At 59.6% G+C, this 17314-nt stretch carries 21 protein-coding genes; 1 reads left to right on the forward strand and 20 read right to left on the reverse strand.

Annotated elements, in window-relative coordinates; all coding sequences use genetic code 11:
- Positions 1-67: 67 nt before the first annotated feature.
- Genes ACLH1U_RS07930 through pduA form a run of 20 tightly spaced genes read right to left on the reverse strand, consistent with a single transcriptional unit; the run spans position 68 to position 15874 of the window.
- A complete protein-coding gene (locus ACLH1U_RS07930; protein ID WP_101862147.1) occupies positions 68-1282 on the reverse strand; it encodes an acetate/propionate family kinase in 1215 nt (404 codons plus the stop codon).
- The gene (gene pduV, locus ACLH1U_RS07935; RefSeq protein ID WP_102002481.1) at positions 1267-1719 is read right to left on the reverse strand and encodes a propanediol utilization protein PduV; all 453 of its coding nucleotides are present in this window, start codon (positions 1717-1719) and stop codon (positions 1267-1269) included. The genes ACLH1U_RS07930 and pduV overlap by 16 nt, the downstream gene beginning before the upstream one ends.
- A gap of 4 nt (positions 1720-1723) precedes the next feature.
- Positions 1724-2074 carry a propanediol utilization microcompartment protein PduU gene (gene pduU, locus ACLH1U_RS07940; RefSeq protein WP_032453966.1) on the reverse strand — a complete coding sequence of 117 codons (351 nt, stop codon included), beginning with the start codon at positions 2072-2074 and terminating at the stop codon, positions 1724-1726.
- Positions 2074-2628 (reverse strand): propanediol utilization microcompartment protein PduT, encoded by a 555-nt coding sequence (pduT, locus tag ACLH1U_RS07945; protein ID WP_000075777.1) that lies wholly within the window; start codon positions 2626-2628, stop codon positions 2074-2076. The genes pduU and pduT overlap by 1 nt, the downstream gene beginning before the upstream one ends.
- A 2-nt stretch (positions 2629-2630) precedes the next feature.
- The gene (gene pduS, locus ACLH1U_RS07950) at positions 2631-3986 is read right to left on the reverse strand and encodes a cobalamin reductase PduS (RefSeq protein ID WP_411299167.1); all 1356 of its coding nucleotides are present in this window, start codon (positions 3984-3986) and stop codon (positions 2631-2633) included.
- Positions 3983-5095, reverse strand: a complete 1113-nt coding sequence (gene pduQ, locus ACLH1U_RS07955; protein ID WP_255894346.1) for a 1-propanol dehydrogenase PduQ — start codon at positions 5093-5095, stop codon at positions 3983-3985. Before pduQ ends, pduS begins: the two co-directional genes overlap by 4 nt.
- Before the next feature lie 11 nt (positions 5096-5106).
- Positions 5107-6498 carry a CoA-acylating propionaldehyde dehydrogenase PduP gene (pduP, locus tag ACLH1U_RS07960; RefSeq protein WP_411299168.1) on the reverse strand — a complete coding sequence of 464 codons (1392 nt, stop codon included), beginning with the start codon at positions 6496-6498 and terminating at the stop codon, positions 5107-5109.
- On the reverse strand, positions 6495-7505 hold the full coding sequence (gene pduO, locus ACLH1U_RS07965; protein ID WP_411299169.1) for a two-domain cob(I)yrinic acid a,c-diamide adenosyltransferase PduO: 1011 nt from the start codon (positions 7503-7505) through the stop codon (positions 6495-6497). Before pduO ends, pduP begins: the two co-directional genes overlap by 4 nt.
- A gap of 9 nt (positions 7506-7514) precedes the next feature.
- The gene (pduN, locus tag ACLH1U_RS07970) at positions 7515-7790 is read right to left on the reverse strand and encodes a propanediol utilization microcompartment protein PduN (RefSeq protein ID WP_032453962.1); all 276 of its coding nucleotides are present in this window, start codon (positions 7788-7790) and stop codon (positions 7515-7517) included.
- 3 nt (positions 7791-7793) lie between these two features.
- On the reverse strand, positions 7794-8285 hold the full coding sequence (pduM, locus tag ACLH1U_RS07975; RefSeq protein ID WP_101862143.1) for a microcompartment protein PduM: 492 nt from the start codon (positions 8283-8285) through the stop codon (positions 7794-7796).
- On the reverse strand, positions 8282-8914 hold the full coding sequence (locus tag ACLH1U_RS07980) for a phosphate propanoyltransferase (protein WP_023290881.1): 633 nt from the start codon (positions 8912-8914) through the stop codon (positions 8282-8284). Before ACLH1U_RS07980 ends, pduM begins: the two co-directional genes overlap by 4 nt.
- On the reverse strand, positions 8914-9396 hold the full coding sequence (locus tag ACLH1U_RS07985) for a BMC domain-containing protein (RefSeq protein WP_086075064.1): 483 nt from the start codon (positions 9394-9396) through the stop codon (positions 8914-8916). Before ACLH1U_RS07985 ends, ACLH1U_RS07980 begins: the two co-directional genes overlap by 1 nt.
- A 3-nt stretch (positions 9397-9399) precedes the next feature.
- Positions 9400-9675 (reverse strand): propanediol utilization microcompartment protein PduJ, encoded by a 276-nt coding sequence (pduJ, locus tag ACLH1U_RS07990; protein WP_001057755.1) that lies wholly within the window; start codon positions 9673-9675, stop codon positions 9400-9402.
- 19 nt (positions 9676-9694) lie between these two features.
- Positions 9695-10045 (reverse strand): propanediol dehydratase reactivase beta subunit PduH, encoded by a 351-nt coding sequence (pduH, locus tag ACLH1U_RS07995; RefSeq protein WP_050533537.1) that lies wholly within the window; start codon positions 10043-10045, stop codon positions 9695-9697.
- On the reverse strand, positions 10035-11867 hold the full coding sequence (gene pduG, locus ACLH1U_RS08000) for a propanediol dehydratase reactivase alpha subunit PduG (RefSeq protein WP_411299170.1): 1833 nt from the start codon (positions 11865-11867) through the stop codon (positions 10035-10037). The genes pduH and pduG overlap by 11 nt, the downstream gene beginning before the upstream one ends.
- A 9-nt stretch (positions 11868-11876) precedes the next feature.
- Positions 11877-12398 carry a propanediol dehydratase small subunit PduE gene (pduE, locus tag ACLH1U_RS08005; protein ID WP_411299171.1) on the reverse strand — a complete coding sequence of 174 codons (522 nt, stop codon included), beginning with the start codon at positions 12396-12398 and terminating at the stop codon, positions 11877-11879.
- A gap of 14 nt (positions 12399-12412) precedes the next feature.
- Positions 12413-13087, reverse strand: coding sequence for a propanediol dehydratase medium subunit PduD (gene pduD, locus ACLH1U_RS08010; protein WP_023290878.1), 675 nt, complete (start codon positions 13085-13087; stop codon positions 12413-12415).
- A gap of 10 nt (positions 13088-13097) precedes the next feature.
- Positions 13098-14762, reverse strand: a complete 1665-nt coding sequence (pduC, locus tag ACLH1U_RS08015) for a propanediol dehydratase large subunit PduC (RefSeq protein ID WP_004105132.1) — start codon at positions 14760-14762, stop codon at positions 13098-13100.
- A gap of 18 nt (positions 14763-14780) precedes the next feature.
- Positions 14781-15593, reverse strand: a complete 813-nt coding sequence (pduB, locus tag ACLH1U_RS08020) for a propanediol utilization microcompartment protein PduB (RefSeq protein WP_004105122.1) — start codon at positions 15591-15593, stop codon at positions 14781-14783.
- Entirely contained in the window at positions 15590-15874 is a 285-nt protein-coding gene (pduA, locus tag ACLH1U_RS08025) for a propanediol utilization microcompartment protein PduA (RefSeq protein WP_001183618.1), read from the reverse strand. The genes pduB and pduA overlap by 4 nt, the downstream gene beginning before the upstream one ends.
- Before the next feature lie 525 nt (positions 15875-16399).
- On the opposite strand from pduA, the gene pduF reads away from it, so the two are divergent.
- Entirely contained in the window at positions 16400-17200 is an 801-nt protein-coding gene (gene pduF / locus ACLH1U_RS08030; RefSeq protein WP_411299172.1) for a propanediol diffusion facilitator PduF, read from the forward strand.
- Positions 17201-17314 lie beyond the last annotated feature (114 nt).

The raw sequence follows: 17314 nt of genomic DNA on the forward strand, positions 1-17314 counted from the left end.
GCCAGGGCGCATAGTGGCACGGCGATTCGCCGGTTACCATGATTCTCCGCAAGGGGAGAGGCGCCGTTTATACCGACACCGCCAGCTCGTGCGCTTGCGGCAGCGCCAGGCGCATCACATCGCGGGCAATCATCAGCTCTTCATTGGTATTGATGACCGCCACTTTGACCATCGCATTTTCGGCCTGAATAAAGGTAGCGTTGTGCTGGTTTTTCTCTTCATCGACCGACAGCCCGAGGAAATTCAGGTTATGGCAGATGGCGCTCCTGGCGCGGGCGGAGTTTTCGCCGATGCCGCCGGTAAAGATCAGCGCGTCCAGGCCGCCCATCTGCATAATATAGCTGCCGATGGTGGCGCGAATGCGCTCGGCAAACAGCGAGAGCGCCAGGGCCGCCCGACGATTACCGCCGTCCGCCGCCTGCTCGACATCGCGATAATCGTGCGAGATGCCGGAAACCCCCAGCAGGCCGGACTCGTTATTCAGCAGCTGATTAAGCTGCTCTGGCGTTTTTCCCTCATGCAGCGCCAGCCACGGTAGAATCGACGGATCGATATCGCCGCTGCGGGTGCCCATCATCACGCCGGACTGCGGCGTAAAGCCCATTGAGGTGTTAACCGAGCGCCCGCCTTTGATTGCGCAAACGCTGCTGCCGTTGCCGAGATGGCAGCTCACCACGCGCAGAGCGCTCAACGGTACGCCCAGCTTTTCCGCCAGCGTCGCGCTAACGTACTTGTGGCTGGTGCCGTGGAAGCCGTAACGGCGAATGCCCAGCTCGCTGTAGTAGCGCCAGGGCAGAGGATAGATAAACGCGCGCTCGTCGAGCGTCTGGTGAAAAGCGGTATCAAACACCGCCACCGACGGCGCGTCGGGCAGCAGCTGACGGAAGACTTTAATGCCCAGCGCGTTGACCGGATTATGCAGCGGGGCCAGCTCCGCCAGGCGCTCGATTTCCGCTAAGGTCTCATCGGTCACCGGCGTCGAATCTTTAAAGCGCTCCCCGCCGTGCGCCACGCGGTGGCCGACGCCATCGATATCCTGCAAACTCTGGATAATCCGATGGTCGAGGAGCTTTTCCAGCAGCAGGGTGACGGCTTCACGGTGATCGGCTACGGGCGCCGTTTCCTGCCATTTTTGCGCCGGCGTTTTGAGGGTCACCTGGGCATTTGCCATGCCGATACGCTCGATCAATCCCTGGCAGAGCATATCGCCCTGAGGCATCTCCAGCAGCTGGAATTTTAACGATGAGCTGCCGGCATTAATGGCCATTATTTTGTAAGACATAGAGGTTCCTTCGAATTCAGAAAATCCAGCACGGTATCAAGACCCAGATTATTCAGCGCGCTGGTGACAAAAATCTGCTGCGCCCCAGCCTGCCTGAGCCACTCCTTGATGAGCGATAACCGCTGCGGGTCGGCAAGGTCGGCTTTGGTGACCAGGCCAATCGTCGGGCGGTTCATCGGGGCGGTAAAACCCGGAGAAAACGGCGACCACTGGGCGTCGGCGTTCAGCACCAGAGCGATAACGTCGGCCTCGCAGGCGCTGGTCAACAGAGCGCTATAAAGGCAGCGGTTCTCCAGATATTCGCCCGGCGTGTCGATGGCCATCGGCGACCATTCAATCGCCTGGGTTTTCTTATAATGGAGCGCTTCGCCGCGCAGGCCCTGGGTCAGCGAGGTTTTGCCGCACTGGCTGGGGCCGATCAACATCAGACGTTTCATCGCGCTACGTCCGGGTTATTGAGCAGGTAGTAAACTGCATCATCTCGCCCAGGGTGCGCGTCACCTGCCTGAGGGCGTACTCGACGGCGGAAACGTCGCCGGTCAGCACCACGGCGCCGGTAAAGCGGTCAAGAAAACCGATCTCCACCGCGCCGGATTTGGTGGCGATATCGCAGGCGATAATCGACGCCTCGCTGGGCGTAATAGTGAGGATGCCGATGGCGGACACCGCATCCTGCAGGCCGAGTTTCTTAAAGAGATCTTTCCCGGGATTGGCAATCAGGTGCGCGAGGGTGACCTGTTTCCCGGGAACGTATTCCTGAATCATGCGATCCGTTGTTGGCTGTCTTTCCATTATCCCTCCACCATCTGTCGCCACATGGCTTCATGCGGTCGCGGGATCACCGAACGATAAACCAGCAGCCCTTTTTCACCCGCGCTTTCGCTGGCTACCGTAACCGCGTTGTTGACGTCGGAAACGTCGCCCGCCACCACCATGTAGCATTTACCGCCGATGCCGAAGGCCATATGCACCCGTACCAGGGTGACGTTGGAGCCTTTCACCGCCCGGTCCGCGGCGCTGATGCAGGCCGCAACGCTCCAGGTTTCAACGATGCCGACCGCCTGGCGTTTGTCTACGCTGTTCAGGCCGCTGATGGCCGGGAGTACGCTGGGATGGATATTCGCCAGCACCAGGCTGTCGACGAGCATTTCGCCGGCCTGCGAAGTGCCGGTTTCAATGGCCTGCTGGATGGCGCCGATATCCCCGCCGAGCATCAACAGAAACTTACCCGGGCAGATAGTCTTGCTGACCAGCAGATTGACGTTGGCGCTTTTCAGCATCGCATCGCCGAGTTCCATTCCTTTGGCAATGCTGGTGAGTTCTAAAATTCCTATAGCCTGAGACATGGTTAACCTCTTACCACCGTGATGGCCTGTTCGCTGATGGCCGCAACCACGCCGTCGATGCTGGCGTGAACCGGCGCGCCTAATGCGCCTGCCGGGATATCGGCAACGCATTGCCCGCGGGTAACGCGTTCTCCCACTGCAACGTTCGCTACCGCGCTGGCGCCGATATGCTGGCGCAACTGTAAAGTCACTGTTTCTACTGCCGGTTCGTCTTCCACCAGCGGCGCCTCCTGATACCAGGGGCTCAACCCCAGTTTGGCGATCAGTCGCTTCACCGGCACGAGGCGATATTTCGCCATTTCGTCGGCCGGATAGAGCGGCCCTTCATAGCGCTGGTTTTGCGCGCGCAGCTCGCGTTTCAGCATGCGGTTGATGCGCATCGGCGAGATCCCCACCGGGCAGGCCACGCTTTCGCAGACGTTGCATTCCGAACAGGTGAGCGCGCTCAGCAGCAGCTGGGGCGTGGCGGCCTGATGAAAGTTCACCGCCCGCACCAGCAGGTGCGGGGAGAGTTCGTGGCCGATCAGATGCCGTGGGCAGAGATCGGTACACAGGCGACACTGTTCGCAGACGGTACGGGCCACGGAAAGCACCGTGCGCTCGTCCTGCATCCGCCGCTGGATAAGCGGATGGCTTTTGGGCAGCACCAGCAGGCCGCCGGTAGTTTTGGTCACCGGGTTATCCAGCGAGGTAATCAGGCCGCCCATCATCGGGCCACCGTTAATAAAACCGGGGTCGTCGACCGTCGCGCCGCCCGCCAGCGCCAGCACTTCGCGCAGCGACATGCCGATGGGGACGGTGACGGTCAGCGGCCGGGCGACCGCGCCGTTAACGGTCAGCGTGCGGCGGGTCACCGGAAACTGCTGCTCAACCGCACGGGCAATATTGAGCACCGTTTGTACGTTATTCACCACGACCCCGACGCTGGCCGGCAGCGCGGCGGGCGCGACCCGGCGACCGGTAGCCAACCAGATAGTCAGCACCTCATCGCCTGCGGGATAGACATCCGGCAGAATATGCAGGCGAATACCGGCAGGCAGCAGCGGGGTGAGCGCGTCGATAGCCCGGCGGTACTTCTCTTTCAGGGCAATCACCCCTTCGCGCGCGCCGGTTGCCGTCATCGCGTACTGCACGCCGCGTACCAGACGTGCAGCCTGCTGCCACATCAGCTGCTGATCGACCTTGAGCATCGGTTCGCACTCGGCGGCGTTAACCAGAAAGATCTCCACCTGCGCCTGCAGCTTCACGTGGGCGGGAAAACCCGCGCCGCCCGCGCCGACGACGCCCGCTGCGCGAACGCGCTCGCGGATTTCATCGGCGCTCCAGGGCATTTCAACAGCGTTGACGGCGGTACTCATCGCAGTTCCTCCAGCAGTTCCTGAATTTCCCCGGCGCTGGCCGGGCGAGGATTCGTGCGCAAGGTCACGTCAGCCAGTGCGGCCTGCACCATGGCCGGAATGCGCGCTGAGTACGCGGCACGTCCCTCTTTCAGCGCGACCGCCAGTGACGGCAGCGCACAGCGCTGCTTGAGCCGTTCGATTTGCTGGATCAGCGCATTGATCGCCGTACTATCGCTGGCCTCTGCCGGACAAAAGCCGCAGGCTTTGGCCAGCCGGGCGTAGCGTTTGCCGGCGCGCGGATGGCCGGCGTTAAAGCGGATAACCGCGGTTAACAGCAGCGCGTTGGCCAGCCCGTGCGGGAGATGAAACTGCCCGCCAAGCTGGTGGGCGATAGCGTGGTTAAGCCCCAGCCCCGCCTGGCTGAACGCCATCCCGGCAAGCGTTGAGGCATTGTGCATTTTCCCGCGCGTCGCCACGCAGTCGCCTTTTTCCACCGCCGTGGGCAGATACTGGAACACCAGTTTGGCGGCTTTTTCCGCCAGCGCGTCGGTAAAGTCGCTGGCGTGCGGAGAGACCCACGCCTCCAGCGCGTGGGTCAGCACGTCCATGCCGGTGTTGGCCGTAATCTGCGGCGGCACGCTGACCACCAGCTCCGGGTCAAGGATCGCCATATCGGGATAGAGCGCATTGTTGAACAGCGGGTACTTGATGCCTTTATCCGGATCGCTAATTACGCAGGCGCTGGTCACTTCTGAACCGGTACCGCTGGTGGTCGGTATGGCCACGCAGGTTTCGATGCTGATGCCGCTCTGCTGACTGAACCAGACGATAGCTTTCGCCGCATCCATTGCCGATCCGCCGCCGAAGCCGATGACCACTTGCGGCTGCAGGGCCTGCATTTGCGCAATGCCCTGTACCACGGTGTGGATAGTGGGGTCCGGGGTTATCTCGCTAAAGACGCTAATGCGGTTATCTGCGGGCAACGCCTGACGCAGGGTTTCCAGCAGCGGCGAGCGCGCAAGAAAGCCATCGCAGATAATCCAGATGTGCTTGTTGGTAAAGCGCTTGAGCACCGCCAGGCTACCCTGACCGCTGTACAACCGCGTTTGTAGTGAGAAAGTCTTCATCGCGACCTCGGTTAGCGAATGGAAAAGCCGTTGGTCAGCACGCAGCGACGGGAGCGGGCAAAGGTGCGCGCCGAGGTTGTCCCTTCACCGGTCGGCGTGGCGATAGTAAAGGTGGTAAAGCCTTCGCCGCCGACGCCAATCCCGGCATAAGAGGGGCCGTTCTTAACGAATATCGAGGTTTGCAGAGTGCGGGCCGCGAGGTTCAGGCGCGAGACATTTTGCGAGTGCATAATGGCGGTATGATGCAGCCCCTCTTCAACCTTCAGCGCCAGCGCCAGCGCGCTATCGAAATCGCTGACTTTCACCACCGGCAGCATCGGCATCAGCTGCTCGCTGGTGACCCACGGATCGTCGGCGTTAACCAGCGCTATCAGCAGACGCGGCGCTTTCGCCGGAACGGCGATGCCGGCCGCTTCGAGCATGGCCGATGGGCTTTTGCCGACCAGTTTTTTATTGGCCTGGCCTTCAGGCAGGCAGGCGGCGCGGAGTTTGTCGGTGTCGGCAGGGCTCAGCAGCAGCGCGCCGAAGGTTTGCATTTGCTGCACCAGACGTTCGGCGACGCTCTCCACCACAATCAGGCTCTTCTCGGCAATGCAGGGCAGGTTGTAATCGAACGAGGCGCCGTTGATGATATCTTCCGCCGCTTTAACCAGATCCGCCGTTTCATCAACGATGCAGGGCGGGTTACCCGCGCCAGCGCCAATGACTTTCTTACCGCTCTTCATGCCCATCGCCACAATGCCCGGGCCGCCGGTAATGGCCAGAACCGCAATGCGCGGATGGGCCATCATCTGCTGGGTGGCTTCAAACGTCGGTTCCGCCACGGTGACCACCAGATTGCGGATGCCGCAGCAGCGGAAAACAATCTCTTCAATCATGCTAATCAGCTTCAGAGAGACCTTTTTTGCTCCCGGATGCGGGCTGAAGTAGACGCTATTGCCCGCCGCCAGCATGCTGATGCTGTTATTAATGATGGTTTCCGTCGGGTTGGTGCTCGGTGCGACCGACCCGATAACGCCAAATGGCGAATACTCAAACAGCACCATGCCGCCGTCGCCGGTCAGCGCCGTGGTGGTGAGATCTTCCACGCCCGGCGTGTTGTCCAGCGCAGCTTTGTTTTTCAAAAATTTATCTTCTTTGTTGCCCATCCCCGTTTCATTGGCGCTCTCTTCCGCCAGGGCGGCCAGATGCGGCGTCAGCTCCTGACGCATTGTGCTAATGATGGCGCTGCGGGTTTTTAGCGGGCACTGCTGATAACGTAAGAACGCCTGATGCGCGGCATCAATGGCCTCGCTCACGGACTGAAAAATCCCTTTGCCCTGCGCCGGGTTTGGCGTTTGGGCTGGGGTTAACTGTTCGCTAAGAATGGTGCGAATAAGCGTTTCGAGTTCAGAAGTATTCATTGATGAGTTCCCACGTTAATGGCCGCGATGGCGGCCAGTGCGATATCCATGTCCTGCTCAACGCTGCCGCCGCTGATGCCAAGACCCCCGATTAATAAGCCGTCGCGCCACAGGGCGTAACCGCCGCCAAAGGTGACCACTTTTCCCTGTAAATGCGTTTCGAGGCCATAAAGCGCGGCGCCCGGCTGAACGGCGTCGCTCAGCTCATGGGTCGCCGTTTTCATCGCCACCGCGGTCCAGGCCTTTTTCGGCGCCAGCTCGCTGCTGACCAGCAGAGCGTCCGGCATCCGCCAGGTCACGGTTTCGGTGCCGTGCGCGTCAACGATGCTGATCACCACCGGCACCTTTAGCTGCTGCGCGCGCTCAACGGCGGCGCGGGTGAGCTGGTGCAGATCGTGGAATGAGAGGGCCACGGGCGTCGTCTCCTTGCTGCGGCTCGGCTGAGTGACGGCCAGATAGCGCCGGCTCACTTCACGAATGATGTTGTTCTGGTGCGCATCGCTATCTTCCGCGCGCGCCAGGGCGTACAGGCAGTCTGACAAGCGATTGATGTAGCGCATCAGCACCTGGCGCACGTTGACTTCCGCCGCCAGCTCAACCAGTCGCCGTTCGGCCCGGCGGGCCAGCGTGCGGGCAAAATGCAGGCGGCTCGCGGCTTCGCAGCGGCCGGGTAAAATAAAGCTGTGCAGCGGCTCGACGCGGGCCATGGCCCGATCGATGGCGGCTTCCAGAGCGGAAATCTCTTCGCTGCTGATGTAGCGCTGTTTCGGCGACGGCCGTTCGCTGTCGCTGGCCAGTTCTGCGCTAAACCAAAAAAGCTGCTGCTGGATGGCCTCAAGTAAGGCGCGGTGATTTTCATCCGCGGCGGCGCAGGCGCACAGGCTCAGCGCGGCGTTCAGCTCATCCAGCGTGCCGTAGGCTTCAACCCGCGGGTGGGTTTTACTCACCCGCTGGCCGGTAAAGAGTGAGGTGGTGCCAGCGTCGCCCGTTCGGGTATAAATCGCCATATTCGCTCCTTAACGTGAAAGCGTATCGACAATGCCGACAACGGCGAGGTCGATGGCCTCGTTTGGCCCGGAAAAAACGTGCCTGGCGCTGGAGCCGCCGCTGAGCAGAACCAGCTCGCCGATCCCCGCGCCAACGGAATCCACGGCGACTTCATCGCCGGCGGTCGGCGAGGCGGGAAGCTCGCCATCGGCGCTGACCCGCCGCACCAGCAGCAGCTTTTTGCCGATCAGGGAAGGCGATTTTTGCGTGGAGACAACCGCGCCCGTGACTCGTGCCAGATGCATGATTTACTCCTGCTTAATTAATTGAATATGCCGCGCCTGTGCCGCTTCGCGCGCCAGCGCGGTCACGATGCATTTGCGGTGGATAACCAGGCGACCCTGGCCCAGCTGCGCGACGTCGCGATAGCTCAGCACCGATCCTGCGTGCAGGATCAGCGGCAGTCCGCGCTCGTCGGTGAAGATCGTCGGCAGGCGCGCCAGTTTTTTGACCGGGATAACCGGCAGCAGCTGGCTGTGCAAGGTGAGCTGCACGCGGATGCCGAAAGCCAGCGCGTCGTGAATTTTCCGGGCCGCAGGATCGTCGGTTTCCGCCTCCGTCAGCTGGCCCAGCAGCGGCAGGTCGACAAGCAGGATGCGCAGCGAGGCGTGCTGGCTGAACAGCCCGGGGCAGTCGGCATCGCGCAGCTGCGCAACGCTCAGCGTCGCCGTTCTATGGGCGCGACGCTGCAGCCTGGAGACGATTTCCTCCACGATGCGCTGCAGAACTTCGCCGTTCATCGCGGGCCTACCAGCCGGGCAAAGGCCTGCGGATTATCGGCGCCGGCGGCGTTGGCTTCATCGGTATCAATGTGCATTTCGAGACGCATATCCGGTGAAACGCGAATCGCCACGTTGTTGAAAATCAGCCCGCGCGCGTCGCCTTCAATGGCCACGGAGACCCTATCGCCGTGGGAAACCCGCAGGATCAGCGCATCGAGCGGCGACATATGAATATGCCGCTGCGCGACGATAACCCCTGAGGAGAGCGTCAGTTCGCCATAGGGGCTGACCAGACGGATGCCCGGCGTCCCTTTCAGATCGCCGGACATTCTCAGCGGCGCCGCAACCCCCAGGGTTCTGGCATCGGTACGCGATATTTCCACCTGGCTTACCGAACGCAGTGGGCCGAGCAGGCGCACATTTTTAAGCTGCCCCTTCGGCCCTACCAGGGTGACGGTTTGCTCCGCAGCGTACTGTCCCGGCTGCAGCAGCGCTTTTTTCTCGCTGATGGGATGGCCAGGAAACAGGCGTTCATAATCCGACGCCGACAGGTGGATATGACGATTTGAAACCCCCAGCGGAATGGGCCGCAGACGCATCTCGTCGAGGACTTTACTGACCGTTGATTCGAGAAGCTGTTTATCCATTACGCTTCACCTCGCTTGCCGGGATGAATGCAAAGGGTGCGCGGCTCGCCCTTCTGGCGCGGACATTTTGGATCCAGGCACAGGTTGCAGCTGACCACGCCTTGTTGCTGGAGGGGCTCTTCTGCTGGCGCTTCAGAAACAACATTAGCCGTCTCTGATTCTTCAGGCTCAGGTTCCATGACGGAGGGTGGGGGAGCCTCTGCGGGCAGGATCCCTTCTCCGGGTCTGGCGATGACTTTATGAGCCACCAAACCGTTTCGCTGTTCGGCAAACTGTGCGCCGGTGGTGATGGCCGCCTGTACTGAGGCCACATCACCGGTAATTTTAATGACCGTCCAGCCTGAACCATTGGTCTTTTCGAGGGCGACCAGCGTGATAGAAGCGGATTTCGCCATGATATCGGCGCAGCTAATAGCCAGTGCCAGACCACAAACTTCCAGTAATCCCAGTGATTGCTTCACGCGGTGCTCCTTATTCGCCATCAATCAGGCTGATTTCGGTAAAATGGCCTCAACGTCGCTGTGCGGACGCGGGATCACGTGGCAGGATTTCACTTCGCCTACGACGCTTGCCGCCGCGCTGCCCGCATCCACCGCCGCTTTGACCGCGCCGACATCGCCGCGAACCATGACGGTCACCAGACCCGAGCCAATTTTTTCGTAGCCGACCAGCTGCACGTTGGCCGATTTCACCATCGCATCGGCGGCCTCAATGGCGCCTACTAACCCTTTTGTTTCAACCAGTCCCAGTGCGTTATTCATACTGCTGTTCTCCTGTTGCTTAGCTATTCAGATCCCGGAACGGGATCCCTTTGACCAGCCGTGCCGCGTTATTACCGGTGTTACGTTGGGCCTGACTGTCCTGATGATGCATCAGCGTAAAAAGCGGCGCCGATGCGGGTAAATTCTTGTAGTGCACGACCAGCGTATGGCGATCGCAGGCGATGCCCACCAGTAGCGGCGAGCTGCGCGCCGCCTGCCAGGCGCTGTCCACGACATCCCCGGCCGGGTGATGCTGGAGCAGGAAAGGAATGCCTTCCTCTTCGATACCCAGCAGCACGTCGCGCCACAGGCCGTCGCAGCCGTCGATGGCGGCGATCACAATAGCCGGGGCGCTGTGATTACTGTCCATGCGCGAACTCCTTATGCCAGGAGAGAATCAGGCCGGTGGCCACCGCGTTTCTGGGACCCTCGCTGCCGCGAATATTTCCCCGTCCGGCAACCAGGCGGTAATGCGCCAGCGCATCGGTGACCAGCTGCGGGACTTCGAAATCCAGCGACGAACCGCCGACCAGCACCACGAACGGAATATCGCGAATGTTGCCGGTGGGGCTGACCTGACGCAGTGCGCGCAGGGCGTTGGTGACAAAGACCCGCTCTTTGGCGCTGCGGCGAATGGCGCGTACTTTTTCCAGCGCTAAGTCGCCGGGTAGCGGCACCAGTTCGTCCGGTTTCACCACGCAGACGCGGGCGAATACGGCGGGGGGCAGCGGCGTGGAGAAGAACTGCACGCTGCCGTCCTCGTGGCGTAAATGGAACAGACTTTCCACCTTGGCCAGCGGATACTTCTTGATCTCTTCCGCCAGATAGCGGTCTTCCAGCCCCAGCTCGCGGGCAATAATCATCGTCACCATATCGCCAGCTCCGGCGAGGTGAGTGGCGATGATTTCGCCTTTGGGGTTGATGATGGAGGCATCGGTGGAGCCTGCGCCGAGGTCGAGGATCGCCAGCGGTCGGGTGGTACCCGGCGTGGTCAGCGCGCCCAGAATGGCGGCTTCGGCCTCGGCACCGCCGATCTGCACGTCTATGTTGAGCTTCTGCTCGATTTCGCGGGCAATCATCGCCATCTGCAAACGATCCGATTTCACCATTGAGGCGATGCCCACGGCCTGCTCCAGCGAGAACTCCCCGGCAAGACCGCCGGTGACGCTCACCGGCACCGAGGTATCGACGGCCAGCAGGTCCTGAATGAATATTTCGCTGCTGGGCTTGTTGGTCAGCTCGGCCATGGTCTGGCGCACGTGTTCCAGCATGCCGCCGATATTGGTCCCCGACTCGCCGGTGACGTTATCGAGCTTGCCGCAGCCGTCGACCGCTTTCATGATGGCTTCGGCGCCAGCGGCAACGTCTACGCGTACGCTCCGGCCCTGGGCCAGCAGCTCAAGGTTACCGGCGGGTATCGCGCGCGCTTTGACGTCACCGGATGGCGTTTTGACCACCACGGCGGAACGGTTGCCAATCAGCGCGCGAGCCATCGGGACGATGTTTTTCGTCTCCTCGGCGTTGAGGTGGAATACGGTAGCGATGCCGTAGGGGTTAGAGAGCGTTTCGATGACCTTCCCCGGGACGGCGACCTCAATTGCCGCCAGCATTCCCAGCGGAATGCGGTCGATGTACAGCACTTCGTCAACAATCGGCAGCGGTTTTTCCAGCCGGTTGCTGACCAGTACGCCATCGTCGCGTTGCAAAATGACGCCGGTAATCTGATATCCGGCGCGCAGGGAAGCGTTAATCACGCTGGCGATATCGGCAAAATCGAACACCGACGACACCACCAGGATATAGGGCGCGTCCGCCGGGCGGGTTAACAGCTCCTGCGGCGTAATGGTGATGCCCACGCCAAGCCCCGCGCCGCCGGGCGTTTTCGGGTTATGGCCGATCATGGTCGATTCGGTGATGATGGTCTCGGTAATGGTTTCCATCGCCACATCGCCAATCACCGGCGTCGCTTCATTAATGCGGATGAGCGAAATATCGCTGACAGCGATCCCGGCGCCTCTGGCGACGAGGGCGAGCGCCTCCTGAATACCGAACACGTTACGCAACGTGCCTTTGATCCCGGTGGTTTCCGCCAGCGCGCTGTGGGTGATTATCAGCGTGCCAGCCTCATTCAGAGTCGCCAGGGCGACTTCCGTCGATGAGTTGCCGATATCAATGCCAGCTATATATCGCATACGAAATCCTTAATCGTCGCCTTTGAGTTTTTTACGCTCGACGTACAGCGTGGCCGCTTCGCGAACGAAAGCGGCGCAAATCTTCGCCTGATAGCGGCTTTCGAGATCGTCGGCGATCGCCAGCAGCTCCTCTTTCGTCGAGCGATAGGGGCGGAGGGCGTTGTAGATTTCAAGAATGCGATCGTCCGGTACCGCGGTCAGCTCGGCGGCGCGCTCGAAGTTCATCGCCAGCCGGTCGCGGCCCGCGTCCCTGGCGATAGAAGCCTGTAAGCGCAGGGTTTCCGGGGTGATACGCATATCCTGGGCGGTGACTTTATTGCTCAGCACGTTTTCCAGCGTAAAGTCGTCCAGCGTTTTATTGGTGGCGGTTTTCACCCATTCCGGGTGTTTGTTCGCCAGCGGGTAGTCGCTGACCTTTGCGCTACGGGACGCGCCGTCTGCCGCCGGAGCCGCCGTCGGCGCCTCGCCCTGCAGGCTGTTCATGCGGCTTAATACGTCGCGCACCATCAATTCAATTGCGTCGGTATTCATGGAGTTATCCTTTATCAAAGCGCCACGCGCAGTTCCTGCGGGTTTTTTCCCGTCACCACGTACTTGGTCTCTTTAATGTGCAAAATGGCCGATTTCGCCTGGTATTTTGGCCGCGCCATCTGGTCGTTCAGCGTCGGGACCGGCTGCGGCGATTCGCGTTTCGCATAGCGGGCGGCGTTTTTACCAATCTGGCGATAGGTTTCCAGGGTCAGCAGCGGCGCCTGGGGGAACAGTTCCAGGTTAGAGAGCGGCGGCAGCCCCTGCTGGTGAATCACCGTGGTGCCTTTTGACTGGATGCCGATAGAGATGCCGGAACCGCTCAGGCGATTGCCTTCAACGGCGACGAAGGCCACGTCGGAGGATTTAAAGCAGCGAATCACGCGCGCCTTAATGCCTTCTTCTTCAATACCGGCAATGACTTCGCGCAAAATGCTCTTATGCGGGATGCCGACGATATTAACGGTCTGCGCCAGGCCGAAAGCCGGGCCGACGGCGATAATCACTTCGTCCTGCTGGGTTCCCTGACGCGCTTCGCCCACTTCCGTCAGGAAGCCGTCGCCGGCGGGCGGCGTGGCCTGGGGCGCCGCGGAGGCCGCTGGCGCAGTAAACGAGACGGGTTTATCGCTGCCCTTCATCTCGCTGAGCACGTCTTCAATTATCTGGCGCAGCAATTTTTCATTAATTTCCATTTCTCACCCCTTAATCAATCTCGTTGGGATCAAGAGCGCCAGGGATGTTTTTAATCTCTTCCCAGCGTTCGCCCTGCAGGCGATAGCCCGTTGCCGGACCGGCATAGTCGTTAACATCGTTGACGGCTGACAGCACCTGCCCATCGCCGACGATAATTGCGGAGGTATGCAGATAGTCTCCGGTCAGCTTGGCTTTCTGGATGTTGAGCATGTCCTGGGCCACGTCGGTGAACCCGCCCTGCGCCAGCGCTTTCACTACTTCCAGGCCGTTGCGGTTTTTATTGATGATTTCCTGGGCGAACTTGATGTCTTCGACGATGTTGCGCTCCGGCATATCTTTCGAACCGTGGGCGTAGGTCGCGGCTTCCACTTCTTCATCGGTAATCGGCGGCAGCCCCATTCCGGCAAAAACGGCCTGCAGCGCGCGGGCAGCCTTATTACGGATGGCAATAACATCTTCTTCGCGAACCGGACGCAGACCGCCGTCCACCTTCAGGTCGCGCTGGATGACGTTGTAGTCGTCAAAGTCTTCGGCATCTTCGTTGGAACCGGCGAACATGTTGTCGTAGTTCGGCACCGCGGAATAACCGGAAGAGATAAAGTCGGTCCCCGGCAGAAACTGCATCAGCAGGCGCGCGGTACGACGCATATCGGAGTGGGTGAAGGTCTGGTCGTTACTGGAGGCGCACTCCAGATCCAGCGACGAACAGATCAGGTTTTCCGCCAGCACCGCGCGAATGCCGGAAGGCACCGCAGACGGCACGCCGATGCAGCTAACGGAACCGTTTTGCAGCCCCTGTACGCCCGCGGCTTTGGTGATGTAGATGCAGCGCGCTTCCAGGTAAAGCATGGATTTGCCTTCGGCGTAGCCCATCTGCACTTCGGAGCCGGAGCCGGAGGTGAAGCGCATTTTCAGACCGCGAGAGGCGTAGGAGGAGGCTAAGAAACCCTTCGACCACGGCGTGTCGTCGCCGTCGGTAAAGACCGGTTCGGTACCGTAGACGGAGATGGTTTCGGCGTAGCAGGTGTGGCCCAGCATGCCGAGCTTCAGCTCGGTGGCTTCTTCCAGCGAGCACTGAGTCAGTACGCCCGGACGGCCTACCTGCGAGCCGACCAGCAGCGCGATGGCGTTGAACGGCGCGTAGCGCGCTACCGCAACGGTGGTTTCCTGTTCGTCAAATCCGCGCCATGCGCCTTCGGCAGCGTCGGCGGCAATCTGTACCGGGTTATCTTTGACGTTGGTGACGTGCGCCTGCTGGGATGGGGTGCGGCGGGCGCGCATTTTCTGCATCGCCATCATCATCTCAACGACGTTCATATGCGAAACCACTTCGACAATTTTTGCCGGCGTCATCGCGGTGGTCAGCGGGACGATTTCGCTGCGTTTAACGTTCGGATCGCACAGCATGTTGGCCAGCTTAACCGAATCCATCGCCATCACTTCTTCGGCGCGATTCAGGTTGATACCGTAGCGGGCGATAAAGTGGTCGATCAGGTCAAAATCGCTCACCGGTTTCCCGTCCAGCTCGGTCACCGCGCCGTTAACGATTTTTATCGACGGTTTCGGATCGTTCGGGCTTTCCATCGCGATAAAGCCTTCTTCGATCCACTCCTTAACGAAGCCGTCCTGATTCACAGGGCGTTTCGCCAGTGCTTCAAATCTTTTCGATCTCATGAATCAGCCTCGTGGGTATCAGATGTAGGACGGGCGATCGTTTTTCGGTTCAGAACCGAGGGTCGCAAGGACGGTTTTACCAATTTCGCGCGCGGAGGTGACTGCCTGGCGGACCGCGCCGGAGTCGCCGGAAATCACCAGGATGGCTTCGTTACTGAAGCTGGTGCCGTGCGCCGGAGAGCTATACGCCACGACTTCCACGTTGGCTGACTTCAGGGCGGTATCGGCCATCAGCACGCCCACGGAGGCCGGTGCGCCGACGATAATGCCGCAGGCGCGGCCAATCGGCGCGCCGAAGGCTTTTTCCAGGGCGTAGCTGGCGCGGGCGGTGTACTGCAGCTCGATATGTCCGGCTTCATTGCCGTAAACATCGCCGAAGGTGCGGTCGAGCTCTTTCAGCGCCACTTCAATCCCGCGCTTAACGTCGGAAACGTCGTTGCCGCCTAAAATAATCAGCGAACCGTGGCCTGCGCCGCCTTTGGTATCGCGCGGCAGCTCAATGCTGACCACTTCGGTATTGGTGGCTTTCACCGCTTCGTCCGCCGCCATAATGTGCGGGCCAGCGCCGGTGCGGGCGCCGAGAATGCCGATGGAGCGATAGCGCTTTTCAAGCTTCATCGCGTCCAGCAGGGCGGTATCGACGTTGGCGATAACCAGACCCAGGGTGTCGCCAATAGCGGTCCCGACAAATTCCGTTAAACTGCAGCTTTTTTCTGCCATAGCCGTCTCTCGTATTGGATGGTTTTCAGTAGGGATGGCCTGCTGTTCCGGCGTTGCCACGCGGGCAATCACCTGAGCCATGATCTGTTCCACCAGCTCATTGCTGCTCATTGGCTAATTCCCTTCGGTAAGATTTTTTCTACATCGGTGTGAGGGCGTGGGATGACGTGTACGGCTTTCACTTCACCCACGTTACGTGCGGCGGCGGCGCCCGCATCGGTGGCCGCTTTTACCGCGCCAACATCGCCGCGCACGATGACGGTTACCAGCCCGGAGCCAATCTTTTCATAGCCCACTAACATCACATTGGCTGACTTAACCATTGCATCAGCGGCCTCTATGGCTGCGGTTAAGCCTTTGGTTTCTACCATTCCTAGTGCTTCTTGTTGCATAAAGACCTCGCATGGAGTGTTCCGATAGTGGGGACTATAAGAAGATGCGAGGAAAAAGAATGGCTGACTTCAATGTGATGGTGAAAAAATAGTGGGTATTGGATAAGATAAAATTGTCGTTTATTTATTTAAGTGTTTGATGTTATTTGTTGTTTTTATTTTCGCTGATGTGATTATCTTGTTTTGTATATTCCATATTTACAAATTTGTTCATGACGATTTTAATTTTATCTGCTATGCGCGAGAAACTGATTTGTGATGTTTGTTGGAAAACGATAAGCTGGTTTTAGCAATATTTTTGCATGCCATGGCGTTGGCATAATGGTGAAAGCCGCGCGTGAGCAATGCAATTCTGCGTTATTTAATGACAATAATTTGTTATTGATACCCGAATTTTCCGGAGGCTGCCGTCAGCAGGTTGCCAACAATTTGCGGACGGGAGTTCATATAGTGGTGCGCGTTGTACTCTACTGCCAGCAGGATGTTGGCTGGTCAGGACACGAACTCTGCTAAGAAGGTGTCACCATGAATGATTCGTTAAAAGCGCAATGTACCGCCGAGTTTCTGGGCACCGGGCTGTTTTTGTTTTTCGGCATCGGCTGCCTGAGCGCGTTAAAGGTGGCGGGCGCCAGCCTCGGACTGTGGGAGATATGCATTATCTGGGGTCTGGGGATCTCGCTTGCCGTCTATCTGACGTCGGGAATATCCGGCGGGCATCTCAACCCGGCGGTGACCGTCGCGTTATGGCTGTTTGCCTGCTTTCCCGGCCGAAAAGTTTTCCCCTATATCGTTTCACAGGTTGCCGGCGCCTTTGGCGGCGCGGTGCTGGCCTATGTGCTGTACAGCACGATGTTTACCGAGTTTGAATCCGCTCATCATATCGCGCGCGGCAGCGTAGAGAGCCAGCAGCTGGCGAGTATTTTCAGCACCTACCCGGCGGCATCGCTGAGCATCTGGCATGCGGCGCTGGTTGAAGTGGTGATCACCTCCATGCTGATGGGGATGATTATGGCGCTGACCGACGACGGCAACGGCGTACCGAAAGGGCCGCTGGCTCCGCTGCTGATCGGCCTGCTGGTGGCGGTCATTGGCGCTTCAACCGGGCCGCTGACCGGCTTTGCGATGAATCCGGCGCGTGATTTTGGGCCGAAGCTGTTTACGTGGATGGCGGGTTGGGGCGATATCGCGATGACCGGCGGAAGGGATATTCCGTACTTTATTGTGCCGATTATTGCGCCACTGATCGGCGCCTGTCTCGGCGCGGCCATCTATCGTTATCTGATTGGTAATAACTTACCGTGTAATACCTGTAAATTAGAGGATTAAGGTTACGGCTGAAATAGCCAAAAATTTTCATGAACCGGTATCACGAACTCGCCAAAAACGTCTCCCACGGATGGGAGACTTTTGCTATCGTATTATTCTTTTATCGTTGGCGGC

Source organism: Klebsiella sp. 1SOBk5mer (assembly GCF_046603115.1).
Taxonomy (GTDB): domain Bacteria; phylum Pseudomonadota; class Gammaproteobacteria; order Enterobacterales; family Enterobacteriaceae; genus Klebsiella; species Klebsiella quasipneumoniae.

Bases quoted from the DNA above. Each gene is read 5' to 3' on its own strand.
- pduG (WP_411299170.1), bottom strand. From the start codon at position 11,867: ATGCGATATATAGCTGGCATTGATATCGGCAACTCATCGACGGAAGTC.
- pduJ (WP_001057755.1), bottom strand. From the start codon at position 9,675: ATGAATAACGCACTGGGACTGGTTGAAACAAAAGGGTTAGTAGGCGCC.
- pduE (WP_411299171.1), bottom strand. From the start codon at position 12,398: ATGAATACCGACGCAATTGAATTGATGGTGCGCGACGTATTAAGCCGC.
- ACLH1U_RS07985 (WP_086075064.1), bottom strand. From the start codon at position 9,396: ATGGCGAATAAGGAGCACCGCGTGAAGCAATCACTGGGATTACTGGAA.
- pduD (WP_023290878.1), bottom strand. From the start codon at position 13,087: ATGGAAATTAATGAAAAATTGCTGCGCCAGATAATTGAAGACGTGCTC.
- pduF (WP_411299172.1), top strand. From the start codon at position 16,400: ATGAATGATTCGTTAAAAGCGCAATGTACCGCCGAGTTTCTGGGCACC.
- ACLH1U_RS07980 (WP_023290881.1), bottom strand. From the start codon at position 8,914: ATGGATAAACAGCTTCTCGAATCAACGGTCAGTAAAGTCCTCGACGAG.
- pduM (WP_101862143.1), bottom strand. From the start codon at position 8,285: ATGAACGGCGAAGTTCTGCAGCGCATCGTGGAGGAAATCGTCTCCAGG.
- pduN (WP_032453962.1), bottom strand. From the start codon at position 7,790: ATGCATCTGGCACGAGTCACGGGCGCGGTTGTCTCCACGCAAAAATCG.
- pduO (WP_411299169.1), bottom strand. From the start codon at position 7,505: ATGGCGATTTATACCCGAACGGGCGACGCTGGCACCACCTCACTCTTT.
- pduT (WP_000075777.1), bottom strand. From the start codon at position 2,628: ATGTCTCAGGCTATAGGAATTTTAGAACTCACCAGCATTGCCAAAGGA.
- pduB (WP_004105122.1), bottom strand. From the start codon at position 15,593: ATGAGCAGCAATGAGCTGGTGGAACAGATCATGGCTCAGGTGATTGCC.
- pduS (WP_411299167.1), bottom strand. From the start codon at position 3,986: ATGAGTACCGCCGTCAACGCTGTTGAAATGCCCTGGAGCGCCGATGAA.
- pduQ (WP_255894346.1), bottom strand. From the start codon at position 5,095: ATGAAGACTTTCTCACTACAAACGCGGTTGTACAGCGGTCAGGGTAGC.
- pduU (WP_032453966.1), bottom strand. From the start codon at position 2,074: ATGGAAAGACAGCCAACAACGGATCGCATGATTCAGGAATACGTTCCC.
- pduH (WP_050533537.1), bottom strand. From the start codon at position 10,045: ATGGACAGTAATCACAGCGCCCCGGCTATTGTGATCGCCGCCATCGAC.
- ACLH1U_RS07930 (WP_101862147.1), bottom strand. From the start codon at position 1,282: ATGTCTTACAAAATAATGGCCATTAATGCCGGCAGCTCATCGTTAAAA.
- pduV (WP_102002481.1), bottom strand. From the start codon at position 1,719: ATGAAACGTCTGATGTTGATCGGCCCCAGCCAGTGCGGCAAAACCTCG.
- pduC (WP_004105132.1), bottom strand. From the start codon at position 14,762: ATGAGATCGAAAAGATTTGAAGCACTGGCGAAACGCCCTGTGAATCAG.
- pduA (WP_001183618.1), bottom strand. From the start codon at position 15,874: ATGCAACAAGAAGCACTAGGAATGGTAGAAACCAAAGGCTTAACCGCA.
- pduP (WP_411299168.1), bottom strand. From the start codon at position 6,498: ATGAATACTTCTGAACTCGAAACGCTTATTCGCACCATTCTTAGCGAA.